Origin of the sequence: Micromonospora sp. WMMD1274 (assembly GCF_049179035.1) — a bacterium.
Taxonomy (GTDB): Bacteria; Actinomycetota; Actinomycetes; order Mycobacteriales; family Micromonosporaceae; genus Micromonospora; species Micromonospora tulbaghiae.
This window is the reverse complement of sequence record NZ_JBMHMG010000001.1, coordinates 4414695-4430411: the sequence shown is the minus strand read 5'-3', so window position 1 is coordinate 4430411 and position 15717 is coordinate 4414695. Positions and strand designations below refer to the sequence as shown.

The 15717-nt window shown below is 72.9% G+C and carries 13 protein-coding genes; 1 reads left to right on the top strand and 12 read right to left on the bottom strand.

The annotated features are described in order from the left end of the window. Positions 1–5: 5 nt before the first annotated feature. The 11 genes from ahcY to ACN27D_RS21030 form a co-directional block, all read right to left on the bottom strand. Positions 6–1505, bottom strand: coding sequence for an adenosylhomocysteinase (ahcY, locus tag ACN27D_RS21080; RefSeq protein ID WP_120571519.1), 1500 nt, complete (start codon positions 1503–1505; stop codon positions 6–8). A gap of 288 nt (positions 1506–1793) precedes the next feature. Beyond that, entirely contained in the window at positions 1794–2954 is a 1161-nt protein-coding gene (gene manA / locus ACN27D_RS21075; RefSeq protein ID WP_421499797.1) for a mannose-6-phosphate isomerase, class I, read from the bottom strand. 3 nt (positions 2955–2957) lie between these two features. Further along, positions 2958–3980 carry a cation diffusion facilitator family transporter gene (locus ACN27D_RS21070; RefSeq protein WP_421499796.1) on the bottom strand — a complete coding sequence of 341 codons (1023 nt, stop codon included), beginning with the start codon at positions 3978–3980 and terminating at the stop codon, positions 2958–2960. A 28-nt stretch (positions 3981–4008) separates the two neighbouring features. Continuing rightward, positions 4009–5205, bottom strand: coding sequence for an SIS domain-containing protein (locus tag ACN27D_RS21065; RefSeq protein ID WP_421499795.1), 1197 nt, complete (start codon positions 5203–5205; stop codon positions 4009–4011). Further along, positions 5202–5408 carry a Trm112 family protein gene (locus tag ACN27D_RS21060; protein WP_091418686.1) on the bottom strand — a complete coding sequence of 69 codons (207 nt, stop codon included), beginning with the start codon at positions 5406–5408 and terminating at the stop codon, positions 5202–5204. The genes ACN27D_RS21065 and ACN27D_RS21060 overlap by 4 nt, the downstream gene beginning before the upstream one ends. A gap of 199 nt (positions 5409–5607) precedes the next feature. Beyond that, positions 5608–6600 (bottom strand): hypothetical protein, encoded by a 993-nt coding sequence (locus ACN27D_RS21055; RefSeq protein ID WP_421499794.1) that lies wholly within the window; start codon positions 6598–6600, stop codon positions 5608–5610. A 105-nt stretch (positions 6601–6705) separates the two neighbouring features. Next, the gene (gene nfi / locus ACN27D_RS21050) at positions 6706–7425 is read right to left on the bottom strand and encodes a deoxyribonuclease V (RefSeq protein ID WP_421499793.1); all 720 of its coding nucleotides are present in this window, start codon (positions 7423–7425) and stop codon (positions 6706–6708) included. Positions 7426–7442: 17 nt separating this feature from the next. Continuing rightward, a complete protein-coding gene (locus tag ACN27D_RS21045; protein WP_120571525.1) occupies positions 7443–7886 on the bottom strand; it encodes a hypothetical protein in 444 nt (147 codons plus the stop codon). Continuing rightward, a complete protein-coding gene (locus tag ACN27D_RS21040; RefSeq protein ID WP_421499792.1) occupies positions 7883–12094 on the bottom strand; it encodes a toxin glutamine deamidase domain-containing protein in 4212 nt (1403 codons plus the stop codon). The genes ACN27D_RS21045 and ACN27D_RS21040 overlap by 4 nt, the downstream gene beginning before the upstream one ends. Positions 12095–12112: 18 nt before the next feature. After that, positions 12113–12469: a hypothetical protein gene (locus ACN27D_RS21035; RefSeq protein WP_120571527.1), complete on the bottom strand. Its 357-nt coding sequence runs from the start codon at positions 12467–12469 to the stop codon at positions 12113–12115. Between the two features lie 3 nt (positions 12470–12472). Beyond that, positions 12473–12886 (bottom strand): YbaB/EbfC family nucleoid-associated protein, encoded by a 414-nt coding sequence (locus ACN27D_RS21030; protein ID WP_421499791.1) that lies wholly within the window; start codon positions 12884–12886, stop codon positions 12473–12475. A gap of 78 nt (positions 12887–12964) precedes the next feature. Here ACN27D_RS21030 and ACN27D_RS21025 point away from each other — a divergent pair, with 78 nt between their 5' ends. After that, positions 12965–14200, top strand: a complete 1236-nt coding sequence (locus ACN27D_RS21025) for an SUKH-3 domain-containing protein (protein ID WP_421499790.1) — start codon at positions 12965–12967, stop codon at positions 14198–14200. Between the two features lie 30 nt (positions 14201–14230). On the opposite strand, the gene ACN27D_RS21020 is transcribed toward ACN27D_RS21025, so the two are convergent. Further along, on the bottom strand, positions 14231–15670 hold the full coding sequence (locus ACN27D_RS21020; RefSeq protein ID WP_421499789.1) for an aldehyde dehydrogenase family protein: 1440 nt from the start codon (positions 15668–15670) through the stop codon (positions 14231–14233). Between the last annotated feature and the right edge of the window lie 47 nt (positions 15671–15717).

Below are 15717 nucleotides of genomic sequence, written 5' to 3'. Positions count from 1 at the left end.
GGAACTCAGTAGCGGTAGTGGTCCGACTTGAACGGGCCCTCCGGGGAGACGCCCAGGTAGGCGGCCTGCTCCTTGGTGAGCGTGGTCAGCTTCGCGCCGAGCGCGTCCAGGTGCAGCCGGGCGACCTTCTCGTCCAGGTGCTTGGGCAGCACGTAGACGCCGATCGGGTATTCCTCGGTCTTGGTGAACAGCTCGATCTGGGCGATCGTCTGGTTGGCGAACGAGTTCGACATCACGAAGCTCGGGTGGCCGGTCGCGTTGCCCAGGTTCAGCAGGCGGCCCTCGGAGAGCACGATGATGGCGTGGCCGTCGTCGAAGCGCCACACGTCGACCTGCGGCTTGATGTTCTCCCGGGTCACGTCGCTGCGCTTGGCCAGGCCGGCCATGTCGATCTCGTTGTCGAAGTGGCCGATGTTGCCCACGATGGCCTGGTGCTTCATCCGGGCCATGTGCTCGTTGGTGATGACGTCGAAGCAGCCGGTCGCGGTGATGAAGATGTCGGCCTGCTCCACCACGTCGTCGAGCGTGGCGACCTGGTAGCCGTCCATCGCCGCCTGGAGCGCGCAGATCGGGTCGACCTCGGTCACCACGACCCGGGCGCCCTGGCCGCGCAGCGACTCGGCGCAGCCCTTGCCCACGTCGCCGTAGCCCATGACGACTGCCATCTTGCCGCCGATCAGGACGTCGGTGGCGCGGTTGATGCCGTCGATGAGCGAGTGGCGGCAGCCGTACTTGTTGTCGAACTTGCTCTTGGTCACCGAGTCGTTGACGTTGATGGCCGGGAAGAGCAGCGTGCCGGCGCGGTGCATCTCGTAGAGCCGGTGCACACCGGTGGTGGTCTCCTCGGTGACGCCCTTGATGCCGGCGGCGATCCGGGTCCAGCGCCCGCCGTCCTCGGCCAGCGAGCGGTGCAGCAGTTCGAGGATGACCGCGTACTCCTCGGAGTCGGCGGACTCGACCGGCGGCACGACGCCGGCCTTCTCGAACTCGGCGCCCTTGTGGACGAGCAGGGTGGCGTCGCCACCGTCGTCGAGGATCATGTTCGGGCCCTGGCCGTCCGGCCAGTTGAGCACCTGCTCGGTGCACCACCAGTACTCCGGCAGCGTCTCGCCCTTCCAGGCGTAGACCGGCACGCCGGCCGGGGCCTCCGGGGTGCCCTCGGGGCCGACCACCATCGCAGCGGCGGCGTGGTCCTGGGTGGAGAAGATGTTGCAGGACGCCCAGCGGACCTGCGCGCCGAGCGCGACCAGGGTCTCGATCAGGACGGCGGTCTGAACGGTCATGTGCAGCGAACCGGTGATGCGGGCGCCGGCCAGCGGCTGGGCCTCGGCGAACTCACGCCGGATCGCCATCAGGCCGGGCATCTCGTGCTCGGCGAGCCGGATCTCCTTGCGCCCGAACGCGGCGAGCGACAGATCCGCCACCTTGTAGTCGCCCTCGGCGAGGGTGCTCGGCCGGGCCTGCGACGACGCGCCGCTGGAGGCCGCCGGGAGGGTGCTGGTCATGGAAGCTCCTGTCGAACGATGGTGGTGCGCAGCCTTCCACCTTACGCTCGCGGGCCACTCGGCCCGTGCCCGGTTGGCCGACCGCGCAATCGGCCGGTCGGCGGACAGCGCACGGGGCGGTCGGTCGTGAGCGGACTTTCCACTCACGGCCCGGCCGCCCCGCGCATCCCCCCGGTTTGGTTCCCCCGCACGTCACCGGACCTTCGTCGCGACAACGCTGCGTACCCATAGAGTCACACCACGCAGCGTGACCGTCAAGCTATTTCGGGAAAGTCGGACTTGTGCGGATCAGTGCATGCCGCAAGTGGCGACGAACGCCTCGCCCGCCCCGCCCACGGTGAGCGGGCCACCGGCCGCCGTGCCGACCGCGGCCTGACCCGCGTCCAGCGTGACCACACCCACGCCGTCGTCCACGGTCAGCTTCCCGGCCCGGCAGAGCACCACCCGCGGCCCGGGCAGCGTCAGCCGCACCCCCGGCGACCCGGCGGCCACCTCGACCCGGTGCAGCGCGAAGTCCTCCACCGGCACCGGCCAGGTCTGCACCCCCGGCTCCACCTGCTCGGGCCGCAGCACCGGCTGGGTCAGCACCTCGAACCGGAGCACCCGCAGCAGCTCGGCCACGTCGACCCGCTTCGGGGTCAGCCCACCGCGCAGCACGTTGTCACTGGCCGCCATGATCTCGACGCCGGTGCCGCGCAGGTAGGCGTGCAGGTTCCCGGCCGGCATCCAGATGCCCTCGCCGGGCGCCAGCCGGACGTGGTGCAGCAGCAACGCCACCACCACGCCCGGGTCGGCCGGATAGCCCGACGCCAGCGTGCGGACCAGCTCGGCGTCCGCCGAGGCCGGCCCGGCCTCCGCCGCCGCCAGCACGGCCGCCACCAGCCCGGCGCGCTCCGCCCGGGGCCAGCTCAACAGCAGACGCACCGCCTCCCGCAGCCCCGCCGGCCCGTCGCGCAACGCCGCCACGACGGGCTCCAGCGCGGGTACGCCGAACGCGGCGATCGCCGCCGCCGACTCCCCCGGATCGCGGAAGCCGCACAGCGCGTCGAAGTCCGAGAGCGCCACCAGCAGCTCCGGCTTGTGGTACGGGTCGACGTAGTTGACCCGCCCCACGTCGGCGGCGTGCCCGGCGCGGGCCTGCTCGGCGTCCGGATGGGCCTGGAGGCTCAGCGGCGCGTCGGCGGCGAGCACCTTCAGCAGGAACGGCAGCCGGGTGCCGAACCGGCCGACCAGCCGCTCACCCAGCCAGTGGCCCGGCTCGGCCACCAGCAGTTCGGTGAGACTGACCGGCCGGCCGTCGCGCTGCACGGTGGCCGGGGCGCCCGGGTGGGCGCCCAGCCACAGCTCCGCCTCCGGCCCGTTGCTCGGCACCGGCCGCCCCTGCAACTCGGCGATCGCGGTGCGCGAACCCCAGGCGTAGTCACGGATCCGGCCCTGCAACAACTCCATCGGTCAGCTCCCGGGCCGCCCGGCCACCTCGTCGGCCGCGTGCGTCCCACCACTGGTCACGGCCTCCGGGACGGCGGTGTCCGCCGCCTGCCCGGTGCCGGCCCGCTCGGCTTCCGGCGAGTAGATGTCCGGCTCCAGGTAGATCACCCGGGCGGTCGGCACCTCGCGGCGGATCCGCGCCTCGACCGCGTTGATGTCGCGCGCCAGGTCCTGGGCGGTCTCCCACGCCGGCACGGCGATCTTCGCGGCCACCATCAGCTCCTCCGGGCCCAGGTAGAGCGTCTTCATGTGGATGATCCGCTCGACCTCGGGACCGTTCGTCACGGCCTGCTCGATCTTCGTCAGCTCGCCCTCCTCGGCACCCTCGCCGAGCAGCAGGCTCTTGGTCTCGATCGCCAGCGTGACCGCGATGACCACGAGCAGGACGCCGATCATCGCGGTGCCCGCCGCGTCCCACATGCCGTTGCCGGTGATCAGCGTCATGCCGACGCCGAACAACGCGAAGACCAGACCGACCAGCGCGCCGAAGTCCTCCAGCAGCACCACCGGCAGCTCCGGCGCCTTGGCCCGGCGGATGAACCGGACCCAGGTCTGGTTGCCCCGGACCAGGTTGGACTCCTTGATCGCGGTACGGAAGGAGAAGCTCTCCATCGCGATCGCCGCGACCAGCACCGCCACCGGCACCCACTGCCAACTTTCGATCGGGTGCGGGTCGGACGCCTTGTGGTACGCCTCGTAGAGCGCGAACAGGCCACCGATGCTGAACAGCACGATCGCCACGATGAAGGCGTAGATGTAGCGCTCCCGGCCGTACCCGAACGGGTGCTGCGGCGTGGCCTGCCGCTTGGCCCGCCGGCCGCCGATCAGCAGCAGGCCCTGGTTGCCCGAGTCGGCAACCGAGTGGATCGACTCGGCAAGCATCGACGACGAGCCGGTCAGGGCGAACGCGACGAACTTGGTGACGGCGATGCCGAGGTTCGCCGCCAGGGCGGCGACGATCGCCTTGGTGCCCCCGTTTGCGCTCATTCCCCGCCTCGCTCGATGCCCCGTGTGGTCACTGGTTCGCCAGCTCCTTCATCTCCGTGATGGCCGGTACCGCCATCGGGTCCAGCCCGTGTGCCAGGGCGAGGTAGATCGAGGCGAAGTCGGGGACCGCGACCAGCGACGCGAGCCGCTCCAGCGCGGAACCGCCCTCGGCGGTCACCACGTCGCAGCGCACCCCGCGCCGCTCGGCGAGCGTCTGCACCGCGTCCGCGCGGCGCTCCTCGACCGCCAGCGGCTCGTCGGTGTCGTCGTCGGCGTTGAGCCCGCCGTCGCGCAGCAGCACCAGCCGCAGCCGGGTGCCGTCGGAGTCGTCGACGCCCGGGTCGGCGAAGATGTCCCGCTCGCCCTCGGCCAGGCCGCCGAACACCCCGTCGAGCAGGCCGACACGGCCCCGGCCCGCCTCGCCCAGCGCACCGGCGACCACCGGGTAGCGGGCGTTGGCGGACAGCGTGTCACCGAACCGCCGGGCGGCCACGGTGGCCAGCGGGGACGAACCCCACACGATCGGGATCGAACCGGACAGCCCGAGTGCCAGCGACTTCGCCGGGTTGACGAAGGACTCGGCGGTCGGCCGGCATCGATCGGCGTCAGCGTCCAGCCGGGCCGCCGTCTCGGCCAGATCCGCCTCGTTGACCTTCACGAGCCCGAGGGTACGGGCGGCCAGCAGAACCGGCACGGTGAGCGCCCAGAGGCTGGCCCGGGCCGGCGCGCGCCGGGGCACCGGGATGAACGGCGCACGGGCCCGCTCCGCCACCGACTGGAGCTGCGAGTCGGGCGCGCCGACGGCGACCAGCCGGGCACCGCGCCGGTGCGCCGCCTCGGCCGCGCCCAGCGCCTCCGGGCTGCGACCGGACGCGCTCACCGCGATGACCACGTCCGCCGCGCCCACCCAGCCGGGCACGCCGGCGCTGCGGTGCGGGATGACCGGCACCGGGCAGCGCGGCCCGGCGACGGTGGCCAGCACGTCACCGGTACGCCCGGCGGTGCCGATGCCGGCGATGACCACCGCGCGGGGCCGTCCGTCGTCGGCGAGCACGGACAGGTTCGCCTCGGCGGCCAGCGCCGCCGACTCGCGCACCTGGGCGCCCGCCGACGCGGTGTGCCGGAGCATGCCGCCCGGATCCCGCTCGGAGAGCTGCGCCGCGTCGTCCAGCAGGGCCTCGTCCGCGTGCCGGTGGCCGCTGACCCCGGCCGTACCCTCCATCACCGCGACGACCCGCCCCGCGCCTCGTCGGCGGCGGGTCCACCGCGCGCCTCGTCCAGCAGGAGCACCGGGACGTCGTCCCGGACCTCGAAGATGCGACCGCACTCGGTGCAGGTGAGCGTCTGCGCCTGCGCGTCGTAGTCGAGGGGGGCGTGGTGCGTGTCCGGGCAGGCGAGGATGTCGAGCAACTGCGGGTCCAGGGCCACGGCGCGGCTCCTTCCACGTATGCGGTCTCACCGGTCGGCGGTGCCGGTCGGCGCACGCGATCTTATCGGCCGAGCGGCCCCGGCACCGGGCCCCGTTCGGCCCCGGTGTTCCGTCCTCCGGTCGGGCAGGTGGCGGCTACCGGGTCACGACGCGACCACCCACCGTCACGGTAACCCCGGGAGCCGGTCGGGTTCCGGCTCAGTCCGGCAAGCGGGGCAGAACGCTCGTCGCGTCCCCGCCCGCCGAGGGCTGGGGCGGAGGCAGGACGCTGGTCGCGTCCGCGCTCGCCGGTGCCGATGGTGCCGGGGCGGCCGCGGGCGCGCCGTACACGTTGCCGGCCGGGCGGGACGGCGTCGCACCCCCGTACACCGTGGGGGCCGGTCCGGGCGCGCCGGAGCGGTAGGTGGTGGTGCTGCGCGGCAGCGGGACCGGCGGGAGATCGGCGGAGCTCCCGCCGCCGGTCCGGTCGGCGCGGTTGCGGCGCAGCAGCAGGACGATGAGGGCGGCGCCGACGAGCACCAGCCCGATACCGAACCACATGATCATGGAACCTCCGAACGACGAGTCGTCGGCCGCGGCGGTGGCCGGGGCGACGGCGGCGGCCACCGGCGACGTGCCGGTCACCTCGGCCGCCGTGGTCTCGCTCGCGCTGGGCGTCGGCGAGGGCTTGCGGGACGGGCTGGGGCTCGGCGTCCGCGGGGCACCGACCAGCCGGGCGGAGCCACCGGCCCGGCCGAGCACGTCGCCGTTCGCGGCGCTCGCCTCGGCGGCCAGTTCCAGCCGCCCACCGACGGCCCCGGCCAGGAAGGACAACCGGTAGCGGACGGTGACGCCCTTGCCCTTGCACAACGGCCGGTCGACCGGCGCGACCGCAGCGGTGGCGACGGCGCCGTCCCCGGAGACCTGCACCGGCACCCATCGGCCCCCGGACGCCACCTGCACCCGGACCTGGTCCGCCCGCAGGCCCTCCAACCGGAGCCCGACCGCGGTACGCAACTGCACGCAGCCGTCGGTGCGCTTACGCACCTCGACCGCCACCGTGCCCGGCGGGCCACCGGCGGTGAAGCTCTTCGCCGAGCGCAGTCCCACCCGGTCGTCGCGGGCCGACGCCGGTGACGCCGGGACGGCGATCAGGCCACCCAGCAGCGCGCCAACCATGGCCCACCGCGCCGCGTGCCGCCCTGCCGACATCTCCACCTCACCGTTGCGTCCGGACCGGATCCGCCGGTCAGGTTACTACCGGCCCCTCCGGGCACCCGCGCATCGAGCACGCCACATGTGTGCCGCGCCACGCGATCACCGCCCGCCCAGGTCACCGCCCGATGCGCCTGCCTCGGCGAGCGCCCGTCGGCACAGCCGGTCGGCCGTACGGGTGGTCTCCGGCAGCCGGTACCGGGGCGTCAGTGCCAGTACCCGGTCCACCGCGTTGTCCAACCCCATCCGGTGCCCGACGCTCACGAAGACCGGCCGCACACCGTCCCGAGTCCGCAGCACCCGCCCGACCACGTCGCCCTCGTCACACAGGTCGGCGCTGTCCCCACGCTCGGGGCCGGGCCCCGTCCACGAGCCGACGAGCGGCGTCTTACCCACCCCGATCGTCGGCAGCCCGGTCACCAGGCCCAGGTGACAGGCCAGCCCGAACCGGCGCGGGTGCGCCAGCCCGTGCCCGTCGCAGACCAGCAGCTCCGGACCGGTGGTGAGCCGGTCCAGCGCGGCGAGCAATGCCGGCATCTCGCGGAACGCGAACAACCCCGGCACGTACGGGAAGGCGGGCCGCCCCACGCACACCGCCTCGTCCACCACGTCGAGGGTGGCCGCGTCCAGGACCGTGACGGCGGCGGCGAGCAGGTCACCGTCGGGTGCGTACGCCACGTCCAGCCCGGCCACCGTCGCGGGCGCGGCGGGACCGGGCCCGGTCAGGTCCACCCGGGACCGCAACTCCTCCTGTACGCGTCTCGCCTCGGCCACGTCGGCGGGCGGCACGTAGGGCACGGGTGAACCGTCGATGGAGGGCATGAGGTTCCCGGCCGCTGTCAGGAGGCGGTGGAGGCGATGGTGGGGTCGGCGGCGGGATCGCCGGCCTGTTGGAGCTGCTCCTCGAACATCACAAAGGTCCGCCGCCGGACGCCGCGGATCAGCGCCTGCTCCTGGGGAGTCGGGTATCGACGTTCCTCCTGGAGCGTGTCCTCGATCGCCCGGACGGTTTCGTAGAGAGCGAAGATCGGCCCGTCGCCACTCAGATAACGACCTCGCTCGTGCTCAGTGAGTTGCACGAACTCATCCGGTGAGATCTGACTGATCTCGTCGCCGCCGACAAAGAGCACCTTGTCGATGAGATTGCTTGCCTCGCGCCAGCCCCCCGTGTCCTTGGAGAGCCTCCAGCCCGCTATGCCGCCGTCGGCGGTGGTCACAAGCTTCAGGGGGGAGCCGAAATAGTCGAAGAACTTCGGCAGCCTCAAGCCCTCTACCTGACTCACCGCGATGACCCCTCCCCGAGGCTCTCCTGCACCTTGCTCCAGTACGTACTCTGCGCTCGCCGGAGAAGTCCGTCTCGAATCGCACGTTCACCCTGCGTCAACGGCCTGCCCTCGATCTCAGACACCGCTTCCAAATCACGTCGAATCTCGTACAGCGCATGCTCCCACTCCGCGACGCCGTCGAGCGACGCCAGGTGCAGTCGAAGCTCTGCGACGTGGCCGTTCGACATCCGGAGGTTCAGGAGCAGGTCTCGATAGCCGCTCGCTTGCGGGTCAAGGAAACGGTCCTTTATGTGCAGAATCAAGACCTCTGGGTCGGCTGCCAGACGGCCTAGTGCCTGGTAAACCGCATCGAGGCTGTCGAACTGCACCTTGGCGCCGGCCAAGTCCTTGAGCTGGGACGCGTCGTACTCGTACTCACCTTCCAGCTTGTCGAGGACACGCTCTCGGCTCTTCGGCTCCGTTCTCCAGCCGGGTGTGCCGTCGTCTGCAGCCAGGTTGACGGCAAGCCTGTTCAGCTCCTGCTGGGCGACCACCGCATCCGCATAAAGCTGATCAATGTACGCAAGGCGGTATGCCTCGTCATGGCGTCGCCTCTCATCGAATCCCGGTTGCAGTCTCGACTGACTGCGGGATGCCACCGAATCGGTGAGTCGACGCTGCTCTTGGGTGATGGGCGTCGGTTCGGGCGTCAATGGTTCGTGCGCTACGACCGCGTCCGCTCCGTACTCGGCTATGTCGTTGAGGACGTCGCCGAGCACGTCGATGGCCTGCTGGTGGGTGGCCAGGTGGTGCAGGGTCAGCGGCCGGGCGGTCAGCGAGTTGGCGAGTTCCGGTGTCGCCAGGATCATCCGGACCAGGTCGGGCCGCTCCGCGAGCTGCCGCACCAACGTCTCGGCCAGCAGCTCCTCCCGTCGCGGCGGAGCCTCCCAGCTCTGGTCGAGCATCCGCTGGACGCGCGGGTCGGCGAACAACCGGGTCAGGTCGGCCGCGGCGTCCTCGTCCAGCCCGGGTACGAGCCGCCGCAGCGTCGGCACGTCGGCGTGCTGCGCCAGCTCGACGGGCGTCACCCCGGCCGCGAAGGCGGCGTCGAGGTTCCCGCTCTGCGCGAGCGCGTCGCGCACGTAGAGCCCGGCGGCGATCCGGTCGGCGTGCGCCTGCCGGTGATCCTCGCGTACCCGGTCGGGATCCGGCTCGACGGGCGGCGCGCTGCCCGGCAGCGATCCGTCGGTTCGGCGGTGGATGGTGGTGGACTCGCCGAGCAGGTGGACGTGGTTGAAGTCCGGGACGTGGCCGTCGGCGATCGGCGGCGGAGCCGGCGGCCGTGGCGGCGCCGGACGGGGCAGCGGCTCGGGCAGGACGTTGTAGGTGCCGGGCGGGCGGCCGGTGAGCGGCATCGGCCGCCCGTCAGGGCCGAGCACCAGCGCGTCGACGCCGACCACGTTGCCGGCTGCCGGACGGCCGCTGTGGTGGTAGATCGGCCGGTCCGCCACCAGGCCCGTCTGCGGGTCGAGGAAGAGGATCGTGCCGTTCTGGTTCAACGCCACCCACGCGTGCGAGCCGCCGCCTTCGAAGCTGGTGATGAGGAACGCGTAGCTGCCGTGGCCACCCGACGCGAGCTGCCCGTACAGGTCGCGGTAACCGCCGTCCACCAACAGCTGACGCTCCCGGCCGGTGACACCGGGCCGGTCCGGCGGGCAGAGGTTCTGGAACCGGCCGCCGGTCGTCTGCTCGACGCGAAGCGGTCCGTCCGCCTCGCCGCCCACCGGCCGGTTCACGTCGCCGTGCAGATAGCCGTCGAACGTACGCGGCGCCGCGACGCGCGGCCGGCCGTGGACCCAGGTCTCGAACAGCGACAGCGTGCAGTCGAGGCAGTTGATGCCCCGGGTGGCGTCGGCCGCCGGGCCGCCGTCGTTTGCGAGGCGGAACCAGCCGCCGCGCCGGGGATCGGCGGTACGCGTCACGCTGCCGTCCGGGTTGCGGGGCATCTGCCGTTCGAGGTCGGTCTGGTGCAGCGCCAGCGGAGGCCGGAGCCCTCCCCGGCGGCCGTAGGGCCGGGACCTGTCGATCGGTTCGGGGTGGCCGTGACCGGTGAGCGCCGAGTGGTCGGCCGTCTCCACCGCGCCGACGGCCAGGTCGGCCACGTCGTCGTTGATGCGGTAGAAGTCGAGGTCGTCCTCGACCATCACCTGCCCCGGAACGAGCCTGCCGGCTAGAACGTGCCGAGCCTCTTCGCGCAGGTCAGCCGCTTCCAGGGAGGCCTCGTGCGACTCCCGGTGCCATCGTTCGGCCGCCAGGGTCCGGCCGGCGCGGCGCAGCTCCATGGCCTGCGCGGCCCAGTCACTGGCCCGTTCCTCGTGGTAGTTGGCGCGCTCGTGCAGCCAGTCGGCTCTGGTCTCCCGTCGACGGTCCTCGAACCACGTCCGCTGGAACTGGAGATGACCGCGATAGCGGCGCCGGTCGAACGACTCCCGGTCGGCGACCAACCGCGCGGCGCGCTCCCGAATGGTTCGCAGGTCCGGAGGCGGCGGGCCGACGTCGGGGCCAGGGAGGTCGGCGGACGGCCGGGGCGGCGCCAATGACTCCAACAGGGGGAAGCGGGGGTTGGGAATCGGGCGTGGATCCGGGCCGGGCAGTCCTGGGAACGGTGCCGCATGTGGTTGCGGTGACGGCGCGGACAGCGGCGTCGAGGGCCCGACGCCGGGACCGGTCCGGTCCGCCAACGGCGACGCCGCCACAGGCAGATGATCCGCAGTGGGCGGCGGCAACGTGGCCGGCGCCGCTCCCGCCTGCACGGGGGTCGAGGGCAGTGGGGCGTGGTCGATCGGCGTCACGACCGCATCCGTGCCGCCATGGACTCCGGGCGCTGTCGAGGAAGAGCCGGCGACGGGTGCGTCAGTCATCACCGAGGACAACGTGGGGCTGGTGGTGACCGCCGGACGTGCCACGTCGTGCGGGACGACATCGCTGTGCGGCGGCGTCGTCGTGGGATCCGGCGTCGGGTGGGGCAGGTCCACGGCGAGCGGGTGCGAGTTCGCTGGCTGGGGTGTGACGTGTGTGGCTGTCACGGGAACGGCACCGGCGATCGTGTCGCCGCCGCCCTGGACGATCGGCTCGGCGGCCCGCTGGGCCGGGATCAGCCCGACGGGATCGGCGGCGACCGGCACGTCCAGGCCGACCGGCGACACGGTCAACCCGCTCAGCTGCCCGTCGAGGCGACGTTGCAGAGCCGAGTCCGCCTGGTTGGTGGCGGAGCCGGTCGCGCCGGAGGCAGCCGCACGCGCCAGATCCTCCAGCGACGGGCCCTGGCCGGTCGCCAGACCCGCCGCGGTCTCGGCGAGCGTCTCTCCGGCCATCTCCCGCCCGAACCGCTCGCCGACCTCCGCGAACCGGCCGTTGGCGTGCCGGCCCAGCCCGGCCAGCGGTGCGACCGCGCCGCCGGCGAATCCGCCGAGCGCCGACGTGCTCACGTCGGTCAGGTCGAGGCCGTCCCGCCGGCCGGTGGAGTTCTGGTACGCCTGCGTGCCGAGGCTGGTGCCGGCCTCCTGACCGGCCTCCAGCAGCCCGCCGATCGCGGCCCGCCGCGCCAGCGTGCGGACACCGGACTTGGCCACCTCCTTCGCGGCCCGCTCGCCCGCCTCCTTGAGGCCCTGCTTGACCGCCTTGCGGGCGAGCTGGGCCACCAGCCGCTTGAAGATCTGCTGCACCACGACCCGAGTGGCGGTGACCGCGGCGGCCGCCGCCGGAGAGGCGGCGCCCAGGGTGAGCACTGTGGCGACCGCCAGGGACAGCAACTCGATGACCAGGATGCCCAGCTCGATCCAGGCTTCGAGCTTCGCGCCCTCGATGTCGCAGCCGCAGGAGTCGACCAGCCGCGCCAGCTCGTCGGTGGCCGCGACGAGGACGTGCAGCGGCGCGTCCTCACCCTCGGCGAGCTTGTGCCAGGCCGTGTCGAACGCGCCGGCGACCAGGCCGACTCCCCCGTACCCGCTCTTCACCTCACCGGCGGCGGTGACCGCGTCGTCGCGCGGGCGGGTCAGGACGCCTGCCACGCCGTACCACTGGTCGGCCAGATCCCAGACGGCGCGCTCGTTGCCCTCCGGCCATTCGACGCCGACCACCCAGTCGAGTGCCTCGTAGATCCAGCCGGGCAGGTCCCAGGGGCAGAAGTCGAGCGGGTGCGGGATCGGGCTGGGCAGCATGCTCACGCGCGGGTCCTCCGGTGGTCAGCGCCGGGGCCGATGGGGGTTGTGCCCTTGCTGTGGGATCTTCCCGAGGTCACGGGCGTTGCCGAGGTCTGTCTCCACGGTGGCCGTGACCGAGCGGACGACGTCCGACCCGAGCACCTCCAGCGACCGGCCGAGAAGCTCCCACGCGCGCAGCAGCGTCTCGGCGTAACCCTGGTAGTGCTTGTCGAAGGCGGCGCCGATGTCGTCCCGGCCCCAGGGCCGCTGGGCGCCGGCGGCGGCGATCGGCTCGCCCGTCTCCCGCCGGGCCGCGCTCACCGCCCGCCCCGACAGCGCCAGGTCAGCGCCGCCGCGCCGGGCCCGGTCCGGGTCCAGCCAGATCTCTCCCCCGGCCACCTGTCACTCGCCGCGGGCCAGCACGGAGTCGGCCCGGCCGAGCAGCGCGCCGAAGTCATTGGTACGCAGGAACTCGACCGACGGCGAACCCGGCGGCAGGTAGCCGGACACCAGCTCGCGGGTGGCGGTGGTCGCCGCGGTGGAGGCGCGCAGCACGGTCTCGGTGATCTTCCGGCTCAGCGCGCGGGCGTCCCGGTCGTGGAACGCCGCCGGGCTCACGTCGACGCTGATCAGCTCGCCCCGCGCGCCGACGACGGCGGTCACCTGGCCGTCGTCGGAGCGTTCGGTGACGCGTAGCTCGGCCAGCTTCGTCTGGAGTTCGTCCAGACCGGACCGCAAGCGCTGGTATTGGCCGTACACCTCGTCGAATCGCGCGCGTAGCGCACGGTTCGCATCCCGGTCCGCACTCTCGGCCACCGTCGCTCCCCTTCCGTCACCGTGGGTAGGGCCGACCATACCGGGTGCCACGAAATCCGTGGGGTCCGGTAATTTCAGGTGGTGATCGAGCGACAGCAGGCCGAGCAGATCGCTTCCGTGTGGGCCCGGCGGGACTCCGACCGTCTCGGTTTTCCGTGCACGCCGGAGGTCGAGGAGTTCGACCTGGGGTACGTGGTGAGTTCCATCGTGTCCACCGAGGCCCGCGCGCTGCCCGGCGACCTGCCGACCACTGTGATCGACAAGGAGACCGGCGAGGTGTCCACGTGGCCCCGGGTGCCTGCCGCGGCGGTCGAGCAGATGTACCGGCAGCGGCGTCCGGCCGAGCCGCGTGCGCCGCGTACCGTCGATCCGGCCGCCCAGTTGCTGCGTGAGCTGACCCGCCTGCCCACGCCCGGCGCCGCGGCGCACCTCACGCTCGACGGCCGGCAGCACGTAGCGCAGGGCGCGAAGGGCGACGTCGAGGTGCGTCACCACCCGCTGGTCCAGTCCTATCTGGACGAGCTGCCCGCGGGGCATCTGGTACGCGGCGGCGAGCGGCACGCCGAGATGATTGTCGTCTCCGACGCGCTCTACGAGCACGACCACCGCCGGGCCGCCGAGGGCCTGCCGCCGCTGTCCATCGAGGACGCGCGCGACCTGCTCGGCACCAGCCGGATCGAGAGCTTCCGGGTCCGGGAACCCGGGGACCCCGCGGGCGGGCCGGCCGATCTTCGCTGTGAGTCGTGCATCAGGTTCCTCGTGCACGTCAACGTGCTGCCCTGGCCGGAACTGGCCTTCGCCGAGGAGTGGCGGTCCGAGCCCCAGACGCCTCCCGAGCCCGACCGGTTTCCCGCGGAGGTGGCGAACGCGCTCGTGATCGCCGGCTGGCGGCCGCACTTCGGCGACGAGGTGTCCGCCGCCACCTCGGTCCGCAAGGTCAGTGAGGTCAGCGGCACCACGCACACGCATGCGTCCTTCCCCGCCGCGCTGGCGACGCTCACCGCCTTTCCCGGGCTGGTGACCGCGCGTCAGGGCCCTGGTGAAGCGGTGTGGATCTCCCGCTTCGAGGTGCGGCCGCGGAAGGTGGCGCACACCGCCGACTCTCTCGCCGACTTCGCCGCCGTCCTGGGTGCCCGCCTCTTCCCGCTCGGCAGCGAACGTCAGGAGAGCATCCTCGCGGTCGACGAGCACGGCCGGGTCTTCGCCCTCGACCAGGCCGGCGAGTGGTTCCTCGGCGCCGACATCGACACCGCCCTCACCACCCTGCTGCTCGGCCGCGCCCCCGCCCGGGTCCGCGACGACGGCACCTGGTGAGCCGAAGGCGAGCGAGCAGAGAGCGAGTGATCAGAGGGCCACGCCGGTCAGCACCGTGACACGCGGCTCGGTGTAGTCGTCCATCGCGCTGCGCAGCCCCTCGCGCCCGACGCCGGACCCCTTCATGCCGCCGTACGGCATCTGGTCGGCCCGGTACGACGGCACGTCCCCGACGATCACGCCGCCCACTTCGAGCGTGCGTGCGGCGTCGAACGCCACGTCGAGCCGGTGGGTGAAGACGCCGGCCTGGAGCCCGTACGCGGAGTCGTTGACGGCGGCGAACGCGGCCCGGTCGTCCGCGACCGGGGCGACCACCAGCACCGGCCCGAACACCTCCTCGGCGCACACCTTCGCGTCCGCCGGAACGCCGCTGAGCACAGTGGGCGGGTAGGTCGCGCCGTCACGCCGCCCGCCGGTCTCGATGACCGCGCCGGCGGCGACCGCCTCGTCCACCCAGGTCTCGACGCGCTGTGCCGCCTCGACCGACACCAGCGGGCCGACGTCGGTCAGCTCGGAACGCGGGTCGCCGGTGCGCAGCGCCTGCACCGCCGCGACGAGCCGCGGCAGGAAGCCGTCGTAGAGCCATTCGTGCACGTAGACCCGCTGCACCGCGATGCACGACTGCCCGGCCTGGTAGTTGGAGAACGTGGCGATGCGGTGCGCGGCGAAGGTCAGGTCCTCGTCCGCCGCCCAGTCCTCGCAGATCACCGCGGCGGCGTTGCCGCCGAGTTCCAGCGTGACGTGCTTGTCCGGCGCGGCCCGGCGGATGGCCGCGCCGACCGGTCCGGAGCCGGTGAACGACACCACCGGCAGCCGGGGGTCGGTGACCAGTTCGACGGCGCGCTCGTTCGGTAGCGGCAGCACGGAGAACATGCCCTCGGGCAGGTCGGTCTCGGCGAGGATCTCGCCGAGCAGCAGCGCGGTGAGCGGGGTGGCCGGTGCGGGCTTGACCACGATCGGGGTGCCGACGGCGAGCGCCGGGGCGACCTTGTGGGCGACCAGGTTGAGCGGAAAGTTGAACGGGGTGATGCCGAGCACCGGCCCGCGCGGCACGCGCCGGACCAGGGCGATCCGCCCGGTGGCGGCCGGGTCGGTGTCGAGCCGTTGCAGTTCGCCGGAGAAACGGCGGGCCTCCTCGGCGGCCCAGCGGAACGTGGAGACCGCGCGCCCCACCTCGGCCTTCGCCCACTTGACCGGCTTGCCGTTCTCGGCGGTGATCAGCGCGGCGACCTCGTCGGCCCGCTCGGCGAGCCGGCGGGAGACGTGGTCCAGGGCCGCCGCGCGGGCGTGCGCGGGCAGGGCCGCGGCCTCCGCGGCCACCCGGGCGGCGCCCGCGACGGCGGCTTCGACCTGGTCGGCCGTGGCGAGCGTGGTACGCCCCACCGGCTGCCCGTCGTACGGGTGGATGACTGTCAGCTCGTCCTCGCCGTGGGCGGGGCGACCGGCGACGTAGAAGGCTCTCGGCTCCACGATCGGCAGCCTAGACCACAGGCGCCCACGCGGAAACAGTTGCTCAA

Coding starts and splice junctions, on each gene's coding strand:
- ACN27D_RS21070 (WP_421499796.1), bottom strand. CDS start 3,980: ATGAGCGCAAACGGGGGCACCAAGGCGATCGTCGCCGCCCTGGCGGCG.
- ahcY (WP_120571519.1), bottom strand. CDS start 1,505: ATGACCAGCACCCTCCCGGCGGCCTCCAGCGGCGCGTCGTCGCAGGCC.
- nfi (WP_421499793.1), bottom strand. CDS start 7,425: ATGCCCTCCATCGACGGTTCACCCGTGCCCTACGTGCCGCCCGCCGAC.
- ACN27D_RS21055 (WP_421499794.1), bottom strand. CDS start 6,600: ATGTCGGCAGGGCGGCACGCGGCGCGGTGGGCCATGGTTGGCGCGCTG.
- manA (WP_421499797.1), bottom strand. CDS start 2,954: ATGGAGTTGTTGCAGGGCCGGATCCGTGACTACGCCTGGGGTTCGCGC.